At 44.1% G+C, this 25,725-nt stretch carries 18 protein-coding genes and 2 pseudogenes; 3 read left to right on the forward strand and 17 right to left on the reverse strand.

What is annotated here, in order from left to right; translation table 11 throughout:
- Positions 1-3: 3 nt before the first annotated feature.
- From traD to F1325_RS19215, 15 genes are all read right to left on the reverse strand, one after another.
- Positions 4-1,824 carry a conjugative transfer system coupling protein TraD gene (gene traD, locus F1325_RS15900; RefSeq protein WP_160230701.1) on the reverse strand — a complete coding sequence of 607 codons (1,821 nt, stop codon included), beginning with the start codon at positions 1,822-1,824 and terminating at the stop codon, positions 4-6.
- 47 nt (positions 1,825-1,871) lie between these two features.
- Positions 1,872-4,022 (reverse strand): MobH family relaxase, encoded by a 2,151-nt coding sequence (gene mobH / locus F1325_RS15905; protein WP_160230702.1) that lies wholly within the window; start codon positions 4,020-4,022, stop codon positions 1,872-1,874.
- 117 nt (positions 4,023-4,139) lie between these two features.
- Positions 4,140-4,853 carry a hypothetical protein gene (locus F1325_RS15910; RefSeq protein ID WP_160230703.1) on the reverse strand — a complete coding sequence of 238 codons (714 nt, stop codon included), beginning with the start codon at positions 4,851-4,853 and terminating at the stop codon, positions 4,140-4,142.
- Positions 4,854-6,044, reverse strand: a complete 1,191-nt coding sequence (locus tag F1325_RS15915) for a nucleotidyltransferase domain-containing protein (RefSeq protein WP_046127255.1) — start codon at positions 6,042-6,044, stop codon at positions 4,854-4,856.
- A complete protein-coding gene (locus F1325_RS15920) occupies positions 6,037-7,191 on the reverse strand; it encodes an SAVED domain-containing protein (RefSeq protein ID WP_160230704.1) in 1,155 nt (384 codons plus the stop codon). The genes F1325_RS15915 and F1325_RS15920 overlap by 8 nt, the downstream gene beginning before the upstream one ends.
- 9 nt (positions 7,192-7,200) lie before the next feature.
- Positions 7,201-7,569: a metal-dependent hydrolase gene (locus tag F1325_RS15925; protein WP_011788464.1), complete on the reverse strand. Its 369-nt coding sequence runs from the start codon at positions 7,567-7,569 to the stop codon at positions 7,201-7,203.
- A gap of 304 nt (positions 7,570-7,873) precedes the next feature.
- On the reverse strand, positions 7,874-8,425 hold the full coding sequence (locus F1325_RS15930) for a MarR family transcriptional regulator (RefSeq protein ID WP_046127252.1): 552 nt from the start codon (positions 8,423-8,425) through the stop codon (positions 7,874-7,876).
- A gap of 22 nt (positions 8,426-8,447) precedes the next feature.
- Positions 8,448-9,533 carry an ATP-binding protein gene (locus F1325_RS15935; RefSeq protein ID WP_160230705.1) on the reverse strand — a complete coding sequence of 362 codons (1,086 nt, stop codon included), beginning with the start codon at positions 9,531-9,533 and terminating at the stop codon, positions 8,448-8,450.
- 193 nt (positions 9,534-9,726) lie between these two features.
- Entirely contained in the window at positions 9,727-12,957 is a 3,231-nt protein-coding gene (locus tag F1325_RS15940; RefSeq protein WP_160230706.1) for a DEAD/DEAH box helicase family protein, read from the reverse strand.
- Positions 12,954-14,264 (reverse strand): restriction endonuclease subunit S, encoded by a 1,311-nt coding sequence (locus F1325_RS15945; protein ID WP_160230707.1) that lies wholly within the window; start codon positions 14,262-14,264, stop codon positions 12,954-12,956. Before F1325_RS15945 ends, F1325_RS15940 begins: the two co-directional genes overlap by 4 nt.
- Positions 14,261-16,339, reverse strand: coding sequence for an HsdM family class I SAM-dependent methyltransferase (locus tag F1325_RS15950; protein ID WP_160230708.1), 2,079 nt, complete (start codon positions 16,337-16,339; stop codon positions 14,261-14,263). The genes F1325_RS15945 and F1325_RS15950 overlap by 4 nt, the downstream gene beginning before the upstream one ends.
- 8 nt (positions 16,340-16,347) lie before the next feature.
- Positions 16,348-17,019, reverse strand: a complete 672-nt coding sequence (locus tag F1325_RS15955) for a WYL domain-containing protein (RefSeq protein WP_432277991.1) — start codon at positions 17,017-17,019, stop codon at positions 16,348-16,350.
- Between the two features lie 593 nt (positions 17,020-17,612).
- Positions 17,613-17,912 carry a hypothetical protein gene (locus F1325_RS15960; protein WP_047109307.1) on the reverse strand — a complete coding sequence of 100 codons (300 nt, stop codon included), beginning with the start codon at positions 17,910-17,912 and terminating at the stop codon, positions 17,613-17,615.
- Positions 17,913-18,111: 199 nt separating this feature from the next.
- A complete protein-coding gene (locus F1325_RS15965; protein WP_160230710.1) occupies positions 18,112-19,020 on the reverse strand; it encodes a 3'-5' exonuclease in 909 nt (302 codons plus the stop codon).
- A gap of 405 nt (positions 19,021-19,425) precedes the next feature.
- Positions 19,426-19,605 (reverse strand): hypothetical protein, encoded by a 180-nt coding sequence (locus F1325_RS19215; protein WP_167514936.1) that lies wholly within the window; start codon positions 19,603-19,605, stop codon positions 19,426-19,428.
- Between the two features lie 55 nt (positions 19,606-19,660).
- Between F1325_RS19215 and umuD the strand changes: the two are divergent.
- The 3 genes and pseudogenes from umuD (at position 19,661) to F1325_RS15980 (ending at position 22,068) form a co-directional block, all read left to right on the forward strand.
- Positions 19,661-20,111, forward strand: a pseudogene (umuD, locus tag F1325_RS15970) (translesion error-prone DNA polymerase V autoproteolytic subunit).
- Positions 20,112-20,118: 7 nt separating this feature from the next.
- Positions 20,119-20,778 (forward strand): annotated as a pseudogene (locus tag F1325_RS15975) (Y-family DNA polymerase); the annotation flags it as partial.
- Between the two features lie 105 nt (positions 20,779-20,883).
- On the forward strand, positions 20,884-22,068 hold the full coding sequence (locus tag F1325_RS15980; protein ID WP_002001451.1) for an IS4-like element ISEc29 family transposase: 1,185 nt from the start codon (positions 20,884-20,886) through the stop codon (positions 22,066-22,068).
- A 30-nt stretch (positions 22,069-22,098) separates the two neighbouring features.
- Here the strand turns inward: F1325_RS15980 and F1325_RS15985 are convergent, their stop codons facing one another.
- Both F1325_RS15985 and F1325_RS15990 read right to left on the reverse strand, forming a co-directional pair.
- Positions 22,099-22,365, reverse strand: a complete 267-nt coding sequence (locus tag F1325_RS15985) for a Tn3 family transposase (protein ID WP_160230711.1) — start codon at positions 22,363-22,365, stop codon at positions 22,099-22,101.
- A gap of 41 nt (positions 22,366-22,406) precedes the next feature.
- A complete protein-coding gene (locus F1325_RS15990) occupies positions 22,407-25,385 on the reverse strand; it encodes a Tn3 family transposase (protein WP_000985631.1) in 2,979 nt (992 codons plus the stop codon).
- Between the last annotated feature and the right edge of the window lie 340 nt (positions 25,386-25,725).

The raw sequence follows: 25,725 nt of genomic DNA on the forward strand, positions 1-25,725 counted from the left end.
TCCTTATGCTGCCTGTGTAGAGCTGGTTAAAATAGGAATGCGGCCTTTGATCACGCGGCCACCTGAAAGCTTGGCGATGTACTCCAGGTTGGGAAGCTGGCCTAATAACTGCGGTGGAAACATATCGCCTTCTTCCTCCATCAAGCGTTCGCCATGATTGCCGGTAAACAACGCGGGGCTGTCCGAGTTGGACGACATACCCTGAGTTTGCATGATGTACTGCAACCGAGTCTTTGGCAGATTGTCAGTAATGTACTGCTGCGTTTCGGCATCCATCACCCGAAGAGCTATCAAGTTATTGATGTTACCTAACACCTGGCGAGCCTTAGCTTCACTGCCTGTTCGAGCTGCAAAGTCAGCAAAGGTCTGAGTAGCAATCACACAACGCATTTTTGCGCCACGGCCTTTGTTGAGCAGTTGAATGAAGGGATCGTTGACGACTTCAGCCGCCTCATCGATGAAGATATTTACGGGACGATTTTCAACACCATAGTTATAGCGGTCACCGGCCACGGCGGTGAGATCGGATAAAAGCAACGAACCAATAGCGCTGCCAACCATGGCGTCGGTCAATGAATCCAACCCGATATAGGCCACTTGGGCATTGTTGATAATACGGCCAGAATCCGTAATTAACCGGCTGTCATCCACGTCGTTTGCAATCGGTGATAGCAATGGGCCTAGTTCACTTGAGGTGAGCATATTGAGCACCGGCATCAGTGAAGCCACCATCTTGGAATAGTGGGTTCTGTCATGTTCAAACATGCTCAAAAGGCCTTCCAAATCGGTATTGGCGGCAACGGGCTGAATGCGTTCGTAGTAAAAAAGCAGCATCGCCATAGCTTGTTTAGCTAATGTGTTGGCTTTTTCGGTAAAGCGCTTGATCTCCACACTAAAGCTTGGATACACCTGCTCACCCCAAGCCGTGACGGCTTTTACTACCAAACCTTCTGGACCGCCTTCCAAGAATCGTCTCAGTGTTTTCAGATCAGGACGTTGTGACGTAAGCAACAAACCTTGCACGATGTTATTCAGTGCCATTTGGCCAAAGGCTTTAAATGGATCAGCACCGGTTTCAGATGGGATTAATGCCGCAATTCGGCTGGCGATTTCAGTACCCCGGTTAAAGTTCCTCAGGGGATTAAGACGTACTGAATGCTCTGGAAAACCCGGATGAAAATACACAAAGCGCTCAGGACTACCGGCGGCAATACAGGCTCGCTGCGCATTATCCTTAAGTTCTTTGTCTCCCTTAGGATCAATAATAATCACGGCTTCATTGCGCAAAATGGCCTGAGTGATCATCGCATCAAAGCATCGGGTTTTTCCGGCACCGGTCGTACCGACAATTAAGGTATGGCCTTCTGTGTGACCAACTGGCTGGTACACATCTTCTTCTTTGGGCTCAACACCATGAATCCAGGTTGAACCCATTTGTTTGCCGTGACCTTGATTAAGCAAGGTTTGCTTATCCCGCTTTAGGATTTCATAAGCGCGTTGGGCATGACGTTGGTCCCACTCAAAGCCATACCCTAACCACAATTCATCAGGATGTTTTGCCATCACTTTTTGCAAATGCGACAGCTCCATAAAAGCCAAAGGTTTGCCTTTTAGTCCCTTCTGTAACTTATGAAGACGGTAAGCCTCAGGCAGGCGGTACAACGCCATGCCCGAGGAAATCCCTGTCATCCACCAAAATGGCTCAGGTGGTAGCTCAGTCAGCATTTCTGCGGCAATCGCCCCAGTGGCCCCAACCAGCCAACCTGCTGCTGCCATGGCTTCATAATTCGTGCGCCAAGGCATCTCATATGCATTTTCTTTCATTCATGCTCCGCAAATAACCGTTTGCAATCCGATTCATTTCAAATGGATTAACGTTTAGCGTGAGCGGTAAACAGAACCGTTTCCCCCTCATCAAACTGGCATTCGTCACTGGCCGAGATCCCCCGAAGCAGTTGTCCGGCTGGAATGCCATGCGCATTGGCGACTTGGCGTAAGGTTTGAATCGTGACGCGAATACCATCGGCACTATGATCCACGTCTGGGTAATCACCATCGGTCAGTAAGATGGGCAAATCTTTCACAAAATTAACCATCTGTTGCCGCTGCGCGTGTTTGGGGTCTGTACTTGAGTTCGCATTGGGCGCAATCGGCTTTTGCTTACGCTCCGCTCTTGTGGCGAGCTCTTTTGCTTGGGCATTGGCTGTCTCAGTTCGACTCGGACGCTGTGAAGCCTCTTCGTTCTGAATTGCTGTCACTGATTCTGCGTCTTGTTTGGAAAAGTCTATCAGTGCAGTTAGCCCTTTAGAAATCGATACTTTCAGCAGTAACCCTTGCTCATGAACTCCATCATTTGTAGTCACAGTTCTGGCTTTACGCGTCGGGTTTGCCGGATCTAGTTCAAGCCAATCTAATCGACTGAGTTCAGCAAGCAGTTTTCGGGGGGCACACCAAGGTCTTACGGCATCGGGATAGCGGATCAGTATCTGTTCACCAACCATAACCAACGCACTGCTGGCCTCTGGGAGCCACACCAAAGATTCAGTGAGATTCAATGCCTCTGCATCGTGCTGGTTTACGTTATTTGAGATAGCGCCATCATATGAATTGTTAGGCTTTTCACATCCATCACCTGGAGCATTTTCAGTTGCCTGAAGGTGATTAACATCACTGGCATGACTAAGTTCATCATCTTGTTCGGACGAGTTTGTCGATGGCGACTCAGACGAATTGCCGTGTTCGATTGATGATGACGCTTCAGGCAAGTCTGAATGCTCACTGGAGCGACTCTGTGACTCTGCTTGTGTTTGCTGTGTAGCTTCCCACTCAGATTTGCTAAACAGTCTCACGCTACTTGGTACATTCGAGCTGAACAATAAATCGGCCTCAGATATATGCAGCATGGGTAGCCAGATTGGCTTGTCGTCTTTGATCAGCACTTCAGGGGCAAGGCTTTCGTATCGCTCATTTGAGGCGGATTTAGTGGCCAATCCTCGCTCAATAAGGATGTCCGCAAGGGTATCAGGATCTCTTGGAATGCCAGGTATCTTGTCTTTGGCCAACAGCTCAATGATGTCCTTAGCCGCGCTTTTCCAAACCAGGTAAAGATGGGTTGATTGATTCGATTTTCGTATCCAAACTCTGGCATCCCGCTGATTAACTAACCACTGGGAACTGGCAAGTAAACGCCTCATGGCATCAAGTAGATAGCGTTCAACTGGGACACCAAGGGCATTGTCGTCAACGGAAATTCGTTGAGCTTTAAGGTCTCGCTGGACACTGGTTTGGTCAGCTTCAATGACCAGTTTAGACAGGACATGCTCGGGATCGGTATTGCCAATTGCTTCCAGCATGGCTTGCAAAATTTCAGGGCCCGGCTGGGTTAACCAGGCGAGCAACTCAGGTGTCATCACCCGGTTTAACACCAGAATTGAGAATTGCTCGTGCCGCTTGCACCGTCCGTCGCGCCAGCGAATAAAATAGCGTTCAATGCTGTTATTAGTGGTCCACTGAGATAAGGTTTCTAAAAAAGGGTTCCACTGATAGCGTCCATCTTCATCAGTGATGGACAAGTCTGAAACGGGCTTACCAATATCATGGAACAAACCGCCTAATGCCGCCGCAACACGCCACCTTGGCTCTAGCTCTTTTTTCTCAACCGGTGTGCCACTGGCAACAAAGATGATCCCTTCCGCTGCTTGTGCCGCCCAGAAAGCAACTTCCAACGAGTGACGTAATAAACCACCAGCGCCACTGTGATGATGATGCTCAGAAGCTGGCAGCAAGTGGACATAAGCAGCCAGATGATCAATGCAGGGCTGAATCAACCGTTGAAAATCACGCTGGTTGAAGCCAAGTACCTGGCGAAGTTTGGCAATTAGCTCGTCTTGTGTGGACTGCAAATCCTTGGGTGACGCAGCAGGCAACCCCTTCAGAAATGGAGGATAGCGTGGAATGTCCGCATCCAGTTGAGATGACAGCTCTGGTATTGCTTTGGCTTGAAAAAATAGGTTTTTGAACATGATGAACCTCCGACACGATAGTGTGAAGGTTCAATCTGCTGTTGCCGGTTGATTAGACTCAAAAATCCGATATGTATTAACACATATGCCATAAAATGCCCGAGAGAGCTTATCAAGCTAAGGCGTATTTCTACTTGGCCTTTTAGTTTTTTTTCCAACTATCCTTTTGGGTTTTTCAATCGGTGTAAAAGCTTCTTGTAGGTGATCGCGAAACCATCGGCGTCGCTCAACTTGGCGAAACTCGTTCAAGACAAACCGATAGTCACACGAGCCAAGACGATCACCACAACCACATGGACACGGTAATTTATTTGCCTCGCGCTTGCGCAAACCTAACGCTTTCAGTGCCCGTAGCACTGATGCTTTACCATTAACATTGAACAACTGAGAATAATCATCAATCAGCCCTTTCTCACCATGGTCCAGTTCGCCATAGGGAAAGTTGCCAAATTCAACCCTATGGGACACCGAATAAAGAAACCTGACAACAATCTTTTCGAAAAAGGTTGTCAATGACGAGTCGGTTTTCAAAATTGACTTAATTTTCAGGTCTGAGCCAAGACAAAATGATCCATCAGAGTAAGTATGGAAGTCCTGATTACGAGGAAAGTAACCAGCGGTATCAAACACCACTGGTAAAGCCCTAGGATAATCACTTGGGCATACAATCCTTAGAGAAAATGTTCGCTCTATAAACCGACTTCCAGCTAGCTGTGCTTTTAACAGATACTCTCCCTGCAACTCAACCTTATCTGCATGGACATCTACTAATCTAATGTTCGGATAGGTCGAGAGAAAAGCCTCTAGGCCTACAGCCTTCCAGTGCTTCATCTATTGCTTAAACCATGGCTTTGGATCAGATGATTGAATTGCAAACGTTGGTTTTGCTGTCACCGCCGGAATCCCCAAGAGACGTGCTACCGAACTTGAATCAAGCTTCAGATCCAAACCATTTTGCGCCGCATTTACTATTCGTTGCGTATCATCACTTGAGCAAAGAGCACTAAAATCAGCTCTAGCTTGATACAGCCATTTATAAAAGTTTTCTTGTAATCGGTATTGAGCAGATTTTTCGTCATACCACTTGTCTGCAAAATCTTCGGCTGGGTTAACTGGGTTCGGAATCATTGGCGCTTGTGCAGAAATATGGTCATCCATCTCGGAGAGCACCGTATTCAACGCTGAAGCCAAATCACTTTCACCTTTATATGATTTAGCTGCCAATGTAGTGATGATTACCGATATTGGCTTACTATCCTCATTGTTTTTGAACATAGTGTCACGATGACGCTTCAATAATTGGATCACCTGTTGTAAGGGTGTCTTCCATTGATAATATGGCAGACTATCTATACTGGCTTTAAATCGCATTTCACGTTCGTTTATTACTAACCGTGCCGTCTTCATGCGCGTTTCAAACCATCGAGCATATCCTTCAGGATTGCTGATACGCCAATTTTCATCCACAACTGCATAAGTGGAATCTGTGTTGTCGGTAATCGAAACTGCAAGCTGAGACACGTTTTGAGCCAAGTTTTCATCAAACTTAGAGTTTTCGACCATCCGCTTTTTCAACAGTCCTCTTCCTGTATCACTCTCTGGCACACACGGAACTATGTCCATGTGGAAGCTAAGCCCATCGGCATACTCTAAGCGCCAACAACGTTTCTTCTCGGCAAGCTCTTCCTTAATGCCTCTGGCGTTTCGATAAAGCTCTAATTCATGACCGATTAGGTGCTTTAGTTGCTTTTGAGTGATAGACGTTTTATCCAGGCCACGCCGAAGATTGCACCCCATGTCTAGGTCATACTGTTCTTCTGAATCGGGCCTAATCGCCGTACCTAGACGAAAGGAACCTTGAGAAAACACGTGGGGATCAAAATTCACACATGTTGACTCTGGGCGATGTAACCAATCACCTAGATCCTTATAGCGTTTTTCAGCCTTTTCATAAGCACTGTCAGGTAGCTCAATTTTTTCGAGAATTGTGTTTAGAACATCGTTACTTTTGCTATTACTCATATAGATCTCCCCGAAGCTCGATTGCCATTACAAATTGTTGTGTTTTTATGTCGTGGTCATAAATAAGCCATGGCATATCAGCCTTAGGCATTCTGGCCCGTCCTAATTCGACGGCACACGATACTGGCATCACAGGAAAAATTTGCAGTGGTGTCGCATCCCCGTGTGTATTTTTGATTTCAACAATCAGCTTTCTTATGCACTTTCTGAACAAGGAGAGCTGCTGCTTTGACTGCATGAAATCATTATGAGGCTGCTTGATAGTCACTTCCCAAATCGATGTATCTGGCCCTATAACCCCAGTAATTCGCTCATGCGACACATGGTCACTCAAAGAAAGTAGCAGGGCTGGCTTTCCCTCCATATTTTGAGGTCTGTTGATGATGTACTCAAAATCATCTGAACAATCTTGCCAAAACCAGCCTTTAGGCTCTCGATGCAGCTGATAAGTCTCGACGTCAATTTTGTCGGTGAGCAAAGCGCCAAGTTTTATTAACAATGGTTGAGGAGCTAACGCGAACAATGAAAAATGCTTACAAGAGTCCTCTTCGATGATTGATGAAATTTTACTTTGAAAACGTTTCGTTAGGTGTTGCGACTCTGCTTGCCAATATTGTTCAGAGTGATCTTTCAGCTCTGATACCATGGATAGTGTCACTGGCTTTTCAGTTGCCGGATACCAATTCGGAAACATTGCCTCAACACAACTGTGATAATTTATCGGTGATCTTTCAGTTCCAATATTGGCACCATATAAAACAACATTTGATTTGCGATCAGGAGCAATGCCCGTGAGGATTTCTATACGTTGCTCATGCTGCATTTTCCAACTAATCAAGAGGTCGGCTGGATACCTATCTCCGCTGCCTTTTTGGTCAATTTTTTTGTGACAGTCGTAGCACAGCAACATAAGGTTGCTGACGTCATTCAAACTGGTTGGCTTGGTTTTAAAGAGTCCCCAACCACGAGGCCCATTCTCAGAAAATGCGTAAATATGTGCATTTTGAGAGACATTGACCGATTCCTGGGTCACCGCTGATTTGTATAACAATTTATTGCACCCGCTAAACTGACAACGAGCAGCTGCGCGAGCCCAAAGCTCCCGCTCAACAGGACGCTTAATGTGCCTCGTGACTTCAACGACCATTCAAATCTCCTATAGTTTGCCAATTAAAGGAAGTGAGCGCGGTGTTGTCGCATCACAAAGCAAATGGCTGACATAAGCACATCCGGCAATTAGTCCCAGCCCGCGAAGACACTTATCAATTGCCTCTTCCGGTTGCCACTCATACAAATGTTTAAGACCAACACCTAGTGCAGTTAACACCAATAGACTGTGGCAAAACTGGCGATGGTGAGGGTTACCCAAAGAGGGTTCCAAAATATCTGGAAGCTTGCCAAATAGAGAACCAACCGTAATGGCAGTTACAGGATGGTGACTGACTGCTTGTTTTTTGTTGTCCGCCAGAGCAACGGTTAAACCAACCGCAGCCCCGACGACCAAATGGGTTTTACCATTAGCCAAACTATTTCTCCTTCCTGACACCTTTAAAAGGTGTTTTGTCGGATGTCTTTACATCCATGAATCGACCAGTATCAGCATCTCGCTTTACCCAATGTCCGCTTGGCGTCTGAGTCTGAGATCTACCTTTAACGGCACCGTTTCTGTGTCCGTCACCTGATGGGGGATTTGTAGCCATAAAGCCTCCTATTCTGCTTAACTTAACCACATTTATCAGATATTAATAAAAAAGATCCGAAGGATCTGATCAAATAATAAACATCAATTCTGATTAACGCAAGCAGATTAACCAGAAAATCAAAAAAAACTACAAAATTGATCGGTAGACAAATTCCAGTCCACCTGACTCTGCCACTTCTTTTTGACCTAACACAAGACCTGTAGCATGAAGCTTCTTCAATCGACCACTGGCATTCTGTGCTGAAATGTCAAAGTGCTTAGATACATGTGACGAAGTCACTGTCTTTTTTGCAATAACAAAATCTAGAAGCTCTTTGACAGTCGCACTAAGTTTCACACCGAGCACTTCGTAACCGCTATCGCTCTTGACTAGAAGAGGTTGATCCTTGGCTGTAGCGCCATAAGACCAATTGTCCAGAAGGTCACGACTCGGTACATTAGAAAGGTAAAAACCTTTTTCCCCTTTCAATGCTTTAGCCAACGAGATTACACTTTCACGAGGAAATGAAGCATCAGTGAATCGAATCCCTTCCAAGCTAATAGCAAAAATATCGCATGATGGGTGACCATCAACGATCTTTTTAATCTTCACATAGGCTTCACTACCTTCATCGTTACCAAAGGCATGGTCAGAACCTACGACTTCTGAAAGAAGTATTTTATGAGTTAACTGTTTCATCTGCTTAAGTTGACACTATTTATCAGAAATTGTCAACATAGAAGTCAAAACAGATATGTGTTCCTGTGATAGGGACCAACCCTCGATCTTCAGAAACATTGATTAGTTGACCCTTCGCATATTCCAAAGCCAATGAGAAAGTTAGCTGCCTAATAACAATGATAACTTTCTCTTTGCTAGCGTGCTCTCGACTACTCTTAAAGCCTAGCCCCCGGCCTTTACCAAAGCGACTAACCTCACCAGATGTAAATGCTTTTTGAACGAGCGCAATGTCATTCTCAACAGTTTCCGCTGAAAACTGTGCGTACAACTTCGGATGTTCACTTTGTAACGTTGTTCTCAAGGTAGCGGCAATACCTAAACCAGAGTCGGATATGACTGTTTGAATATGCTTTGGTTTATTATACGGTCGATACACTTGCAGACCTGCTAGCCCAGGTATTTTGGATTCACTGTGATCAGTAACGTTGCCTACAAGCTCTGAAAAAACAGTCTTAGCCGCTAAGAAATAGCTGGCTGAAGAATGCTCTACAAACCTGTCGCCCAAACGAATTACAAGCTCCTTGTTTTGGGTTGGCTGTGCAATTTCTCCTAGTTCGACCAAGGTATCGCTATTATCCCGATAAGTTTTAGCAGCTGACAAAACGGGCCTTTCAGGAAGACAAGTGACACTTTGATTAAGATAATCAAAGAAGCCATTTCTGCTGAAAAAACCGCGTGTATTAGGACATGCTGTAGTATCCATCACCACATCCTTACCATTCGCGGCAAGCTGATTCGCGAGAGCAAGAAAACGGGCCAATGCTATCAGCAAAAACTTACAATCGATGCCGAATCTAAATGTTATCTTGTTTGCATCTTTTTGATACGCAAGCTTACCGATAGCACTCTCAAAGGCTTTATCATCAATCCAACCTGTAGCGAAATCAATTTCCACATGCTGAGCCCGTATCAAGCACCATTCATGATTTGAGTTTTTCACAAACGTATCTTGGTTTTTGTGAAGAAACGAGTTCACTTGAGACTTATCCAGCCCCAGCTCCTTGGCAATTTGACGTCCTTTCAGTCCTGGTGACTCATCTAATAACTCTGAGATTGCCTTCAGCAAACCATCACTCCTCTCTACCTAAATACCAACCATTCGCTGCATACTTGCTTTAAGTAGAGGTCATCAATTTATCAAATGTAACCACTTATTATCTCCTTTGTCGTTTATATGCTAGAAAAAGAGCACTATCTTTTTTATAGACGCCCAATTACCAAATTTGATCATGGCAAGCTCAACTAAATGAAGTAATAAATTAGTCTTGCTCTTTGAGCATCAGCTCAAAATCATCACAAAGTTTATCAACCAAATCTTCAGTCTCTTTAAAGAAATAGTCACCGACTTTGGAACGATAGAGCGCACGATACTTACGGTAAATTTTTGAAAAATCATCATAGATTTCATTTTCTGAAACATGCGACTTAATCTTAACGATCAATCGCTCACCTTCAGTAGAGCTGTTTACATAGTTGAAGAAGTCAGAAATTTTTGATTCGAATTCCAGAATGAGTGAGCCGATTTTCTCTTCCTGATCGTTGCGTGCAGCAATAATCGCTAAAATGTCATATTGCCCACCAGGCCCTGGAGGTGCTCCGGTTGCGACTTCTGTTGGTTTCTTTTTCTTCTTTTTAGGTTCTTCTGCAATTACTTCAACCATGCCTATTTGGTTGTCAAAATACACTTCAATAGGGTCTTTGACGTCATCGCTTCGATGAAGCATGTTATATAGGGTGTTGAATTTACGCCAAAAAAATAGAAAGCTTGGTTCGCTATACTTGGCATCCAAGGCTATTACAAATTCAATGCGATTTAATATCGTAAAATATTGTGCTGCTTTAGCCTTGGTATCTGCTGTGCGCTGAGGGTTCGCTTCAATGTATTTTTTAAGACTGCTTTCAAAATCAAGATAGGATTCAGGCTGATCTCGTTTGACAGGGTCCCTATAAATTCCCATAAACACATTGAAAAACTTATCGTACGTATCAGACTTGTTGAGCTCAGCAAGGAGAATATCGAGAACCTTTTTATCTCCGAAAGGATCAAAGTCGCTGACAACAACATCAGAGAAATGCTCAAACGCATCTTTGATGTTCTGAACGTTTACATTGTTATAAGAGAAATCAACAATTTTACAGTCGTTTTTATACTTGGCCGTTCTGTTAACACGTGAAATCGTTTGTATGGCGCTAATACCACGAATTTCTTTATCCAAAAACAGCGTATGCAGTTTTTTCTCGTCAAACCCTGTCTGAAGCTTCGCGACAACAATGATTAAGCCATTTTTCTTTAGGGCAAAGTTCTCCAATACTTTTTCTTCAGATAGGCCTTCGTTTAATCCCGTAGCACTTTGCTCGTCCTGATTGCTCGAATAAACAATATGAATTGGAGCCTCTGCATACTTCTCATATTTAGGAAGCTTAACCAACTCGTTAAAGTATTTAGTTACGGCTTCCTTGTAAGCGATGGCCGATTTAATGGAATACACGGCAAGCATGGCTTTACCTGTACCACGTATTTGACGGTAAACATCTTTTACCAGAAGGTCGGCAACATACTTGGATATTGCGTCAATACGTTCTCGGTTCTCATACACCTGCTTTTTCTGAGCATCTTTAAATTCCTTCTCTGTGAAACCTTCGAGTGGATTTGAAGGCAAATCAAATAGCATTTTAGATGCCACAGGGACAATGTTTTTAAGTGGGTTGAGGATGAAGCCATCTTCTATCGCTTCTTTCATGGTGAAACTATCAAACGGCCGCCACAGCTTTTCGCTTTCTGCATAGCCGCTAAATTCACCAAAACGTGCCAGCGTGTGATCATCCGGTGTAGCGGTGAAACCGACAATTAAGTTCTTCTTCGTTGCCTTCCCTGCATAAGCTTCGCCATCAAAAGGACTTTGCAATTCGTCGAAGATACTGACCATTTCTTCATGTTGATCGCCACTATTAGAGCGATGTATCTCATCGATGAGAAAAACAATACGCATTTTTGCAAGCTTAGCTAAAACATTCGCATCCATCATCTCTTTAACTGCACCGAACTTCTGTAAGTTAACGATCACAATTCGGCTATCAGATGCTAAAGCATTTTGAAAGGTTTTCTTGTTCGTAGCTTCAACCACCAAACGCTTATCAATATTCATGTTAAGCATTAGTGAGTCTATCTGGCTACGCAGCTGCAATCGGTCAACGACTATCATGACCTTGTCGTACACGTACTGCATATTGCCATTTTCGTCTGGGCGTCGAAGGTCTTTTAGTTGTAGTGCCGACCAACCGATAATATTTGACTTACCAAAGCCTGCTGCATATTGCATTAATAGCGAATAAACGTTTTTGTTATTCGAATAGGCTTTACGCTTTTGAAGGAGCTCGGCTTTTTTCGCCTCACTAACACCAATTAGCTGCTTCTCAAGGAGATTGTCAAAATAATTAGGGTCTTGCTCATGGTCTAAAAACTCATCAATCTTAGCCATGATTTTATCTGTACCAAACTTCTGTTTTGGCCTCGGCGAAATTAAGAATCCCGGCTCATTCTTAACCTCTTTAATACCTTTTTTGACGTGTACGTCGCGTTCAATAAAGTTGTAGTATAGGATTTCTTTCTCAACCATGAACTTACTATAAAGAGCATTGAATAACTCTTTTAGCTTGGACTTTTTATCAGCATCAGGTTTAAGTAGAGGATATAGCTTAAATACGCTATGCGCCTTTTTTTCTATCTCTTCTCTGTCAAACTTGCCTTCACGACAAGTTGTGAGTATTTCATCGAAATAGTCTGCAATGGTGCGAATAACATAGGTTTCACCAATATCTGTTGTGGTAATATGTATAGCTTTTTCGAAAACCTTTAAGAAATCTTTGCGCAGCGCAAGCTTTTCATTCTCGCTCAACATATCATTACTATCGATATGTTGGTGATAGGCTTTTACTGCTTCAAAGTAGTCTTTTATCACCTTGCCGCGCCCGTTTTTACTAGCGTTTTGGCTGGAATAGTTACTTTTCAGTTCGCTATAACCAAGGTAGATACCATTTACAAAAAGCACGATATCAGGGCGGAATGAGAATATCTGTTCGCCCTGAAACTTAAACTTATAAGGCAGCTCCTGTACAACCGAAAATATATTCTGCTCGAATAACTTGTTGCCGTGAATGACACTATCACTTGGGTAGAACAAGTGAAGCTTGACGCCTTGTAGGGTAATCGACTTATTTGCATTGATAAACAAAGCCATATTACGGCTACTACCGATGCGCTCTTGAATTAACTCAATGAGTTCTTTAAGCAATAGGGCTTTATCACCCTTGTACTTTTTAAGCAGTGTATCGTAAGCCTTCTTGTTGAGATCAGTTTCACTGATGAAAGCTTCTAAGTCCTCCTCGATAACCAAAGAGTTGGTCACCGTGTTAGCCTTGACTTCATTGTAGCTAAGGTCATTGCAGAAGAAAGGAATAAGGAACTTATCTTGTAAGTGAAGTTCATTCATGCGATGTCAGGCTCCATGATTACTTTTACTTTCCCTGTTGTTGCATCAGTAATAAATGCATTCCTAAGATTTGAGTACAAGTCAATTTCTTCTGTAACTTTAGCTATTAGATCATTAATGCTCTTTATCTTTATCTTAAGAAAATTTGCAATTCTATGCTGTTCATCTAGTGAAGGTAATGGCATTTCGAACCTGCTAATTTCTGGCCCAGCTACTCCCCAATATCCATCCCTTAAACCTTTTAGAGAAGCATTAAATAAGTCCTTAAATCGAGTAGTACTTAAATAATAATGTAGATATAGAGGGTCTACTTTATTATTGTTATAAAAACACATCAATTTATTAACATAACAAACCTCTTCGTCAATAAATGAAATTTTCTTCCCAGCACTTGCACCTTCTATACATAGTAGAGAAGAGTTCTTAGGAGCTCGCCTATATTTAGTTTCTGAGTGTGGAATGTAAATGCCATTTTTGGTATCTACTATACCTGTAGACTGGTCAATATCTTTAGTTGACACATAAGGAGTTGAATTGGGCTCCTTTATCGAAAACTTTTCTTTTAACTCTGGACTTAAACTGTCGCCAGTGCTTAGATAAGCTATATCTTTTATTCTCTTCACTTCCCAATCTATTGAAGAAGAAAAGTGGTTATTTTCATTTAGACCATTCAGGATACTTTCATTAATAAACGATAGTTTAAGCTGACTGTATATTTTTATTTTTTCCTTAAGCAGTACTATCTTTCGATCAATTTGGCCAGTTTTTAGATCAATATAATTAGCTATAGAAATTTGCTCTTGTAAAGATGGCAACGGTACAGTGATCGCACCAAGCTTGTCAAAGTAAAGGCGCAAGCGCATGTCCATAATGCCACGAGAATTTTTACGGAATATCTTTTTAGCTATTTCGGTTCTAAAAAGATAAGCGAAATACCTTGGGTCAATGTCTTTGCTTACCTGTCTCAATACGTCATAGGCCGGACTGGTAACACCATCATATTCCGACAAACCCACTGCCCCCATCCAAGCCAAAAGCTTGTTCACGACAATATCGTTCTTTCTGACAATCCAATATCCATCGGTCGAGCTGGCTTTGTTACCTCTGGCTTCCAAATCTTTGCGTGGCTTTACCCCAATGCCTGCATATAAAGAAAGTAACTCGTAATCATTGTCTGCTGGTGCTGCGTCGGTTACTAACCTAAATAGATCTTTTACGCGCTTTTCTTGCCACACACTAGGTATAGTTTCTGACCATTCGCCTTCGGCGTTTTTATACGAATCATAGGTTTCTGAATGCAACTTCATAGTGCGATAGCCTCATCCAGTTGTTTTAACTCTTCCTCTAGTGCTGCGATTTCCTTTAAAACATCTTCAACACTGTGTTGCGCCTCTGGCTTGTAGAAAATTTTGTTAAAGTTAATTTCTACACCCACAACATTTTCAAGATATTCAAACGGTTTACTGATGTATTTCGCCATAAAGGCTTCAATAGCTTGCTGATTAAGCACAGAATCTTTGTTAAATGGAATAACTTCGTAGTCTTTTTGATAATCCGGAGTCAACTCAACAGTAATTTCAATTCGTTCCGGTAGTTTTTTTGTGGCTTTCTTGAGTGCAGCCTTAATGATAATTTTCCCGCATCCTAATGCTTGAGCAGCCCCTGTTTTACGATCTTCTTTGATTAAGGTTTCTTGCTCGTCATCGTAATAGTAGGTGCTTGAATTGGTCGTGACCTTAAGCGGCTGTTCTTTATAGTTAAGACCTGAAACAAATGGTTTGATATCTTGTTCAAAATACTCAAATAAAGAACTGTAAGATTCACTACTAAATTCTGTAATAGAAAACTCATTAAGCATTCTCTCGCCGTCAGTCAAAGACGTAACCGTTAATGGTTTAGAGGCAGCTCTCTTCATTTCGCCAGTTTTTTTATCTTCTTTCATTGGCAGCTGCGATTCAAAACTTAACCCGTTTTGATCTACATTGGTTAGCATGATCGCTTGTTTATTGAAGTAAAAGTGTTCCTTTTCAAAGACCTTGGTAAATTCATTGTCCTGACATTCAACCAGTGCTTTCACTATTTCGGTTCTTTGCTCTTCGGCAACTTCACGCTTTTTGGAGCCTTTGTTTTTTATCAGTAAGGACCACTTTTCGCTCGCATTAATAACTGTTACTTTATCTTTTATATTCATGGGCTTGTTTTTATTTATTACCCATAGATAAGTGTATATAGGCGTGTTGAAGAACTCATCTGTAGGTAATTGAATTATTGCTTCAACTAAATCCTTATCAAGCATCCATTTTCGGATGTTGCTCTCCGCCGAACCAGCATCACCACTAAATAATGTAGAGCCATTATGAACAACAACACCTATACCATTGGCATCCAATTTTGAGATTAAGTGCTGCATAAAGAGCAACTGACCATCAGAGATCGATGGTAAAAATTTGAAGCGTTCGGTTTTGTCGTTTTGAATGTCTTTGGCATAGCCAGACCAACTTACACCATAAGGTGGATTGGCAATAACCACATCAAACTCTTCGTTGTCGAATTTATCATCAACTAAAGTGTTGCCATGTTCGATTTTTGAATCAGGGCGAAAACGACTTTCGATCTTTGCTAGTGCATAAAGCGCGTCGTTCCAATCTTGCCCATATGTTTGAGTTAGACGCTTAAACTTTTTGTTTATGCGGTCTTCAACACCAAATAGCATGTTGCCGCCACCGCAGGTACAGTCATAAATTTTAAGAAGCTTGTCGGATTCTTCTATTTTCGAAGCGACAATGTCACTAATAAGCGCAATTACATCATCAGGGGTGTACTGCTCCCCGGCGGTTTCTGCTGAGATGTCAGCCCATTTACGTTTGATATGCTCTTCTAGTGTGGTGATCTCAGAGTTATTAAAAGGCTTGAGGTCAATTTCAGCCCAAAGTTTGGTATAGCCAAGCAATACCTTTTTTGCTTTGAGTTTGGCTATTACACCTCGTATATCAAGAAACTTTTCGCCTTCAACGGCATCTACGCCAAGCAGGTCTTTCGTTTCACCATCAAAGCCATTAAGGTAGGCATCGAAGTCGATATCAAAAGATTTGTCGTTTTTACAAATATCGGATAACGATTGGTTTTTCTCAAAAATGAAGATGTTGTAGCCTTGGCCTTTATCTTTGATGAGATCATAGAGATCTTCTTGTTGAATCTCTTTAAATGCTTCTTCGCCTATTTCTGCCTTTAGTTCATCAAACATCCGTATAAGCCGGCTTTCAATCATCACAAGAGCAAAGAAAGGCATCATGAACGAAGGCCATTCTGATTCTTTAATACCACTACCACGTAGAAGGTCAGCAGTTGCCCAAATTTTTGATTCGTATTGTAAAATATTCATGTTCTTCCCTATGCTGTGACGCTATCGAAACCAGGAGCAATCGCAAGGTTACCGACACCGTATAAAGTTTGATAATTTTTTAGCCATAAATGGAATTCGGGTGTTTTTAGCTGAGCCTCTTTGGAACAATCGACATTCCAAAGCCGAAGCAAATACCCAGCGGTTGCCGCTCTAATCTCAACCTTTAGAACGCCACCCGTCATGCCATAGTCCAGCTCTATCGCTTCGCTGTGCTCAATACGTGGATGCGGCACTAACTCAAGCTCTACAAATCGGTTCCATTGCCGATCTTGGGTTTCGAGCTCACTTTCTTTGATAACAGAAGGCGACAAAGTGGAATCTTCAAGCACAACCGCTGCTTTAATTCGGGTCAGTACAAAATCACGGAACTCACCATGGTTGCGGTCAAAACCACGAACATGCCAACGCAAGCCATTGTCTACAAGCGTATGCGGCACAATTTCACGCGTGGTTTCACCGCTCGATAACGATACATAGGTGATACGTAAGGCTTTGCCTTTGTGTATGGCCTCGGTGACTTTCGCCACTATCGATAAACTCGGCTTGTTAAGGTGATAAGGCGCTTCACAAGCAAGGGGTGGTTTTACCTTTCCAGTGAAGCCATCACCGTACCCTTGGCTAATGGTTGCCAGTGTTCTCACAACGTCGTAGTCGAACAAGGATTCAAATGCTTCACCACGCTTATGCAACTTGAGCTTTTGGTCATACTCAATGTTGCCTGGTGCAAGCTCTCGGTACATTGTGAAGTCTTTCGTTGCTTGTGCGGCCGCTATGCTGAAGCGATCGACTAAATCTGCCCGTACCGCCTCTCCCTTAAACAATAAGGTGAAATCGATATGGGCAATGCGATCCCTGGTTGCTTGTGGCAACTGCGCTATCTGCGAAAGCCTATCTGACTTCGCCACTACCGTTTGTTTCAGACCATCATTTGTCATGCGTCTTGTTTATCCAATTCAACCTGTTTCTTAAAACTCTGTTTATAAAATACGGACCGACATCGCGTAATCACATTGAAAAGCGTCACTCAATGCTGCTCTTCATTCGCAATGACTTAGCAATCTCTACTGGTTGAAGCTGGACAGATGGCCATAAAACACTGAATAGGCTTCAACCTAATAAATTTTATTAGGTATCATCCTATCACAAATTATTTTGTAGGGAAGACTAAGCGGCAACTTTTTGATCTGGATTGCAATTGCCGCTCAGGTATGGGCGTGAAGACATTGTTTCATACCATTGATGATAGCCGCTATCAATGCGCTACCCGAACCAGTGGCACCACGATGTTACCGCGATGAGATACCCCTTTGTCCGACTCTGTAGACATCAGGGCTCGTTGCTCACTCTCCTGAATGCGCCTGGCGACTTCTGCCTGAGCTGGTAGCAATGGCAGCATCCCTTCAGCAATCGCGTCTGGGGCAGACTCTTGGCCACAGGACATCAAATGCTTCCATGGATCTTTAAGAAAGCGCTCGAATGTGATGCCAAATTCAATGATGCGGGCAGAGACGAAGATTTCGCCCCAGTATTCAATGTAGGTGTCTTGGTACATGGAAAGATTCCTCTTGTTGGTTATATACCCTTCCTACATGCAGCCGCAGCGGTGTTACCTGCATTCGCTCACCCCAATCACATAGAAGATCTATGCTCATGGGGACTCGCTCACTTGCCGCCTAGCTGCAACACCAAGTAGTTTGGGTATAACGTAAGTTCACTTTCCATTTTCCAGAGGTTTTCAAATATGCAAGGGGCTATGACAAAGCTTTAAATCGATTGCGGGCATCTTTGTAGTCATAGTGGGCATGTTCTGAGCCACGATGATACAAATCATCCAGGTAAGTTTGTTCCTGCGGCAACTCGTCTTCGCTGATTTCGCGCCACCAATGTTTGTTGGCACCTTTAACACCGTCATGCCAGCGGTAACCACGCTCTTTTAAATAGTCCTTTACGTCAAACGGTGCACCAAACGCACGAACTAACACAGTTCGTCTGTCTGCTTCAGACAACAAGTTTGCAACGGACTCGGGCAATAAATAGAACAACCAGGCCATCGCCAAACAATCGGTTGCGGCTCTGTGTCCTTCATAGAACCAACCTAAGCGAAGCAGCAGGTACTCAAGCTTTCGACTTTCAAAACCCAATGCTTTCCAATCTATGCCACTGGCTGAACAGGCCCAAGATAGATGGCCTAATGCGGCAAACCGCTTTTCAAAGAAAGGACGATCAAACTGTGCATTGTGTGCAACCACCAGCGGATCATCGGATAACCAACTCGCTACCAGTGAATCATCAATGTGCTGGCCTTGCACCATCTCATCAGTGATGCCGGTTAACTCGGTAATAAGCTCGGGGATTGGCTTGCCGGGATCTTCATACAGGCTGATCACATCAACAATCGACACAATCCGCTTAGCTGATGGGCTGTAAAGCACCTTAACCATACCAAGCTCAATAATGGACTCGTCATCGGCAGACAGTCCGGTTGTCTCTGTATCGAGCAGCACCATTGGCTGTTCATCGCCGACCATAGGAGAAAGTTCAAGTGGCCAAGTCTGCGGCTCACGCGTTAATGGAATCCGTTCCAGCAATCTAAAATCTTCTGGTCTTTCTGGGATATCCGCGAGGCGCTCTAGCGGAAATGGCGCAGGGACTCTTGTCATTGATGGTTCCTCTTCAATTCTATTGTTCGCTTTGGGTTATTTCACTGTGCCACAGGTAGTACAAAATGCACCTTGGATACCTCAGCGTTTTTTTAATCTTTCTACTGTGTGAACCCATGTATGAAGGCTTTGGCTAAGCCTTTCAGAAAGCCTTAGCCAAACCGTTTAGGTAACCCTTACCGATACCCTTTACGTATGGCTTAGCCAACCCCTTTTCAAACGGTTGAAAAAGGCTTGAACTGAGTTCGACTGAGCATTTTAAAGATGCTCCTGACTTCGCTTTAAGCCAGTAAATTCAATACGAAGCAGAATTTTACTAACTGTTTTTAAACCCTTTGCAAAGGGTTCAACAAGCCTTGTCTGACGGTTACTTGACCCATGCGTTAACCAGTAGCAGTAACAGGATCAGTAACAGAAACAAGAGCAGTAGGCAGAAGCAGTATTGTCCAAGCCTTGCAGGCTTTGACGAGGGCGAGTGATCCCCCACATCAAGCTTTTCAACACAAAAAAGAAATCACCCACGACACAACGTCTTACTCGAACAACTACAGTTTTACCTACAATTTTACTTGTAGAAATCAGCATAGCATTAGATACTGTATAAACAAACAGTATCTATTGTAATTTTTCGAGGTTCGTCATGAGTGTCTCGCTGATAGGCCGTAGCGGCGCACTTGCCTTCATCAAAGCCAAGCGCCTTCGTATTCCATTGTTCATGGAACGTGTTTCTGCTGGTTTTCCCTCACCAGCACAGGTTTTATGTTGAGCAAACGCTCGACCTTAACGAGCTTTGCATCAAACGACCGGCTGCAACGTTCTTTGTGCGTGTTGAAGGTGATTCTATGATTGATGCTGGGATTCACCCAGATGATATTCTGGTGGTTGATCGCTCTGTCCAAGCAGAACACGGTGACATTGTCATCGCTGGTATCCATGGTGAACTCACGGTAAAGGAGCTTCAGCTAAGGCCGTGCGTCATGCTGCTCCCAAGAAACCAGGTGTATGAGCCCATTCATATTCCTGAAGGGACAGAGTTAGAGATATTTGGTGTGGTCACCAATGTGGTGCGAAACATGCGCCGCAAGTCGTGAGTATCCCATGCCTGTATTTGCCTTGGTGGACTGCAACAATTTTTACGCCAGTTGTGAGAAGCTGTTTCGTCCTGATTTAAAAGATACGCCGGTTGTGGTGCTGTCTAACAATGACGGCTGCGTGGTTGCACGCTCACGTGAAGCTAAGTTACTCGGTATAAAAATGGGCGTACCCGTCTTTCAGATCAAAGCTGAAATGCAGCGCCATGGCATTTTGGCATTCTCGTCCAATTACGCGCTGTACGCAGATTTGAGCAGTCGAGTGATGCGCACTTTAGAAGAGATGGCACCACGAGTAGAGGTTTACTCCATTGACGAAGCGTTTTTGGATTTAACCGGTATTGAGTCGGCCATATCCCTTGTCGAGTTCGGACAAAAAGTGCGAGAGCGCATAGGCCACTGGATTGGGATCACCGTTTGTGTAGGCATTGCACCGACTAAAACACTCGCCAAACTGGCTAACCATGCCGCCAAAAAATATCCAGCTACTCAGGGGGTTGTAGACCTGACCAATCCAGATCGGCAACGTCGATTGCTCGCATTAGTCCCGGTTGATGATGTTTGGGGCGTTGGTAGACGGCTTTCTAAGCGTTTAAATGCGTTGGGTATCACCACAGCCTTAGATCTCGCCAATGCCTCTCCTAGAGCCATCAGAGACCAGTTTTCCTGAGGTATCCCCAGAAATTCTGTAGTTAAAATAAAATGTTAGTTGATTGGGGAACATTCATGGCGGTTCCTGATCTGATCATTCGCCAAAACTCCCACACCGCGGATGCTCACCATGAATGTAAAAGCTATGCTCGCTGATTTCCTCACCTTTGTCACGCCAAAATCAATGCATAAAGCCCGATTTTCGGTTTTGCTAGATGCGGTAACCGCCCTGGCAAAGGATGCGTGTTGCACCGTTACTGCGATTGGCCGGGCGATGCCTGGCTCTTCAGATAAGGTCAGTATCAAACGGGCAGATCGTCTACTCAATAATCCTAACCTGCAACGAGAGCTGCCATTGATTTATGCTGCGCTGACGGCTTCTATTGTTGGCCATAAAACTAAGCCGATGATTTTGGTTGACTGGAGCAATGCCGATACTGCCAAGCGACACTTTATCCTGCGTGCCAGCATTGCCGCTGACGGTAGAGCGTTGACTCTGCTACAGAAGATTGCCGCCGCAGAAGATTATACCTGCCCACACCTACACGGGGCGTTTTTAAAGCAGCTTAAAGCCATGCTACCCAAGGACTGTAAGCCCGTAATTGTCACTGACGCGGGGTTTAAAGTTCCATGGCTGAAACAAGTGCGTAAGCTGGGATGGCATTATGTAGCTAGAGTTCGAGGCAATGTGAAGCTTAAATTGGCAGAGCAGGACAAGTTTATCAGTGTTAATCAGCTTTATCGGCAAGCGAAGAAGGATCCAAAAAGTGTAGGAAAAATCATGCTTGCCCAAACACAACACTATGAAACGCAGGCCGTCCTGGTTGGCAAAGGTTATAAGCTATTGAAACGCGATAAAAATAAGACGTATAAGGAACCATGGTTGTTGGTGTCATCCTTAGCTGACTGCCATGGGTATGCGGATAAAATTGCTAAGTGCTACAGTAGCCGAATGCAAATTGAAGAAAGCTTCCGTGATCAGAAAAGTCACCGCTATGGCCTGGGTAGCGATTTGCATGGTACCAAGAAGAAATCTCGCTTAGAGATACTGCTACTACTGGCCGCATTGGTTAATTGGTTTCATTACCTGCTAGGTAGCGCAGCGGAGAAAGCGGGTTTGCACCTGCGTTATCAAGCTAACACCGTTAAAAATAGGCGGGTATTGGCCCTGAATTTCCTTGGGATATTACTTTGCAAAGAACCCAAACAGCGAATACGCAGGCAATATTATCAGCAGGGACTTAAACAAATACTACAGTGGGTGGTTCAGTGGGACTGGGCAGTAATCAAACAGGCTGATAGCTGATTGTATGAATGGAAATTTTGTGGGGATCCCTCAGCCAGCTAAGTCGATTTCTTTGCGGTCTTTATTAAAGGCATATTCCCCATTTAGATTAATGTGTTGCCAAGCAACAGGTGAAAGCCGAGAAATAACATCAACCACATCTTGCCTACCGTTCCTCTCTTGGATTTGTAAAAATGCCGATAGTAACGCGGAATTATAATAAATAATGCAATTTGAAATGAGTCGAGCACAATCGTTCCATTGTGGGGTTCTAGGGATTTTCCCCTCTAAAAAGACATAATCCTCTGTAGACCACACCAATAAATGGCTGCGGAGGTGGTTTACTTTCAGCTTGGAGCCTAATCATCCACTATCGGCCTTGTTATTTCGCCAATATTGGGCAATTTCCCAGTATTAGTGAAGTTATACGTTCCGCTTAAGTTGATATTTTGCCACGCAACGGGCGAAACAGCACGAGTGATACCCGCTTTCTCTTCATCTCCTCTCGCTTCAAAGTGTCCCAGAAGATGACTCAGTATCGCGGAGTTGAAGTAGATGATCGCGTTGGCAAGCAATCTTGCGCATTCATTCCAGATAGCGATTTCAGACTCGTTTTTGCCACGGAACTGATCACCATTCACCGACGCAATGGCTCGTCTAAGGAAGTGCCATGCTTCTCCCCGGTTCAGGGCACGTTGCACATACTGCCGCAAACTGGCATCGTCGATGTAGTCAAGTAAATATTGCGCTTTAACCAGTCGATTATACTCCGTCAGAGCCTGTAATATTGGGTGTCCAGAAGGGTAACCAGACAACTTTCTTACCAGCATTGCTTGTGTCGTCCGCTTTGTCTGAAGTGACAGAACAATACGCCTGATATCTTGCCATCCCGTTGTAATAACATTCGTTCTGATAGGCTTCTTTAGCGCCAGTATGGTGCTGCCTTGTTCACTTTCAGTCACATCAAACAGATCATTGATGACACTACTGAACTGCGCGTATCGCGGTGCAAAACTGTAACCGCATAGATCCAGTAAGGCGAAGTTAACATGATTGACACCGTGTGTATCTGTCGAGAGTACGTCAGGTTTGATTTCACTGCTGTTGGATTGTAACAGGTCATAAATATAGTGTGATTCGTGCTCGTTGGAACCGATGATCCGAGCATTGAGGGCGCTGTGGTTGGCCACCAGTGTCATGGCCGTGATCCCTTTGTTGGTGCCGAAATACTTAGAGGAGTACCGGGTTTTAAAGGTTTCCAGATGGGTTTCGAATTTCTGACCATCCGCACTGGCATGCAGCTGGTCCTCCTGAATATGGTAGTGGCGGAAGATGGGTAGCGCTGCAACCGCATTATTGATCACGTCGCTGGCGTCATGCAGCGTTTCAGGCCGGATATAGTTGGCCTGCACCGTACTCAGGTGTTCATAGCTTCGATCGGAGATCTGCGCCATGCCATACACACCACGGTGAGTGGCGTTGGCAATCAGAATGGCCAGTAAATCATCCTGATGAGTGAACCCTTGTTTTTGTATCGGAAGTACATGAGTCAGACATTTCATGAACCCGGTTTCGCGCTCTACATACCGCAGTACATCCGCGATACCGACCGGTTGCATTCGCTTAAAAAAGGGATTGTTGACCAGAGATGTAGCGCTTTTGGTCGGCAGACGCCAGCGGGTACCGGTACGATTTTTCATGATCACATTTCGATTGTCTCCCTCATCAATATGGAGAGCAACGTCTTTGAGTGCACTTTCCAGCCGGTGTTGTTTCTCCTGTAACAATAACTCTGCGGGCTGTTTTAGTCTGTCCAGTGTTGATGAGGCCAGCAAGGTATCCTGCGATGTCTGGGGGATCAGGTCGTCTTCCAGTGCGCGGTATTTGGTAACATTTGGCAAATAAATGCGTCCATTCAGTCGTGAGGTTAACTGCCGGTAGAGCAGCCATTCGTAACGTTGCGGGTTAACGTTATCCTGTTTAACCAACCATGGGAGGTGCTTTTTCGGGATGAGCGACGTATCCATCGTCTTCAGTGGTCCACCGAATGCGATTTCCGTCTGCATCTGTTGAAGTTGGGCGACGACGGCTTCTGAGCCTTTACCGGCCTCACATTCAAGGCACAAGAACACCTGCCTTAACAGTTGCTCCAGGAGATTGCATTGTTCATCGTAATGTTGCCACTGGTACTCTTCCACGGTCCGTTTCTGTTTTTTCAGGTAAAGGCAGAGGGTCTGGATATCCCTGTCATTCATGACCTTCAATGCCTGTTGTCTGACTACTGAGAAGGGTTGATTATCATCAATGTTCTCATCCACAAACAGATGCAGTAACTCTGCCGCTTTCGTGACATTGTCCGCGGCTGACTGCCAGGACAGGAACACTGCTTGTTGTGCAAAGGTGTTGGCAGCTTCTTGTTGCTTGCGGATATGGTAAATGAACCCATCAGTTAACCGTTCCAGTGCCAGTTGTATCCGCTCTGTCAGGTGACATAGCAACCATAGATGCTGCTGTGCGCGTTTGAATCGTTTGAGTTTACTACCGTAATAGTTGATGAGCTCACCGAAGTGTTGTCGATTTTTAAGAGACAGATTAAGCCCATCGATAACGCCATTGATTTGCGTGCGCCATGGCGCTAACTGATGATAAAGGGCAAGCTCTTTTTTAAGTTCAGGTACGGTCAGACTTTTTGCACCGCCTCTGAGCTGGTTCAGGCTTAGTCCGTCATCAATGGCTGTTATGCTGTCCAGAAAGACGTGAAGTTCAGGACTGGTGAGTTGATTAAGTTGGTGCGCCAGGTCTTTTCTGACCTGCTGCATCGCTCTGCTTATCAGTCTCTGGAGTACGGTGTACCTAGGGATAGCAATGCTGTGACTGGTTAGGAATTCAATAGCAGTATCAAAGAGGTAACGCGGCTCCAGCCAGGCATTGCCCACCTGAACAAGGTGGTCGAAAAGAGAATTGAAGTGCTGACTTTCGTCCCATTTGTGATAACCAGCAAGGTCTAATACTTTTGCGTAGAGTCGATCTTTTTGTTTTTGTGAGGGAGTGAATGGTCTGAGCCCCTTGCCGCCAAGCAGCTCTTTACTGATGAACATTAAATCCTTAGAAACCTGCGAGTAAGCGATATCTAGGATGACGGGCTTTGATTTGAAGTATCCCAAAATCGCGACAAAGTAACATCTATGAGCTCTGAGACGAATTGACCGAAAAACTGCCAATTCCGCATCGTTCAGAGAAAAGTACAGACGTTGTTCTTCGATTGAAAAAATGGGTGGGGAATAAAGATCTGCCTGTTCTGCTCTCGTGAGAATAGTAATTTCGTTTTTGATGGCCATATCAGGGCTGTTCCGTATTAAATGTACGATATTTACCTAATTTGCCACACTTATAAGTAGTAACCCACCTCCGCAGCCATTTATTGGTGTGGTCTACAGAGGATTAAGTCTTTTTAGAGGGGAAAATCCCTAGAACCCCATCTCCAAACATATCAAGCGTGTCTGTATCCCACTCTATTGTAAACAAGACATTTTTATCTTTTATATTCAATGGCTTATTTTCCTGCTAATTGGTAATACCATGAAAAATACCATGCTCAGAAAAGGCTTAACAATATTTTGAAAAATTGCCTACTGAGCGCTGCCGCACAGCTCCATAGGCCGCTTTCCTGGCTTTGCT

Origin of the sequence: Proteus columbae (assembly GCF_009914335.1) — a bacterium.
Taxonomy (GTDB): Bacteria; Pseudomonadota; Gammaproteobacteria; order Enterobacterales; family Enterobacteriaceae; genus Proteus.

What these genes read in the sequence shown, in the direction of transcription:
- F1325_RS15920 (WP_160230704.1), bottom strand. Translation starts at nt 7,191, where the DNA reads ATGGTCGTTGAAGTCACGAGGCACATTAAGCGTCCTGTTGAGCGGGAG.
- F1325_RS15915 (WP_046127255.1), bottom strand. Translation starts at nt 6,044, where the DNA reads ATGAGTAATAGCAAAAGTAACGATGTTCTAAACACAATTCTCGAAAAA.
- F1325_RS15960 (WP_047109307.1), bottom strand. Translation starts at nt 17,912, where the DNA reads ATGTACCAAGACACCTACATTGAATACTGGGGCGAAATCTTCGTCTCT.
- F1325_RS15910 (WP_160230703.1), bottom strand. Translation starts at nt 4,853, where the DNA reads ATGAAGCACTGGAAGGCTGTAGGCCTAGAGGCTTTTCTCTCGACCTAT.
- F1325_RS15950 (WP_160230708.1), bottom strand. Translation starts at nt 16,339, where the DNA reads ATGAATATTTTACAATACGAATCAAAAATTTGGGCAACTGCTGACCTT.
- F1325_RS15940 (WP_160230706.1), bottom strand. Translation starts at nt 12,957, where the DNA reads ATGAATGAACTTCACTTACAAGATAAGTTCCTTATTCCTTTCTTCTGC.
- F1325_RS15945 (WP_160230707.1), bottom strand. Translation starts at nt 14,264, where the DNA reads ATGAAGTTGCATTCAGAAACCTATGATTCGTATAAAAACGCCGAAGGC.
- F1325_RS15980 (WP_002001451.1), top strand. Translation starts at nt 20,884, where the DNA reads ATGCTCACCATGAATGTAAAAGCTATGCTCGCTGATTTCCTCACCTTT.
- mobH (WP_160230702.1), bottom strand. Translation starts at nt 4,022, where the DNA reads ATGTTCAAAAACCTATTTTTTCAAGCCAAAGCAATACCAGAGCTGTCA.
- F1325_RS15930 (WP_046127252.1), bottom strand. Translation starts at nt 8,425, where the DNA reads ATGAAACAGTTAACTCATAAAATACTTCTTTCAGAAGTCGTAGGTTCT.
- F1325_RS15965 (WP_160230710.1), bottom strand. Translation starts at nt 19,020, where the DNA reads ATGACAAGAGTCCCTGCGCCATTTCCGCTAGAGCGCCTCGCGGATATC.
- F1325_RS19215 (WP_167514936.1), bottom strand. Translation starts at nt 19,605, where the DNA reads ATGCTGATTTCTACAAGTAAAATTGTAGGTAAAACTGTAGTTGTTCGA.
- F1325_RS15990 (WP_000985631.1), bottom strand. Translation starts at nt 25,385, where the DNA reads ATGGCCATCAAAAACGAAATTACTATTCTCACGAGAGCAGAACAGGCA.
- traD (WP_160230701.1), bottom strand. Translation starts at nt 1,824, where the DNA reads ATGAAAGAAAATGCATATGAGATGCCTTGGCGCACGAATTATGAAGCC.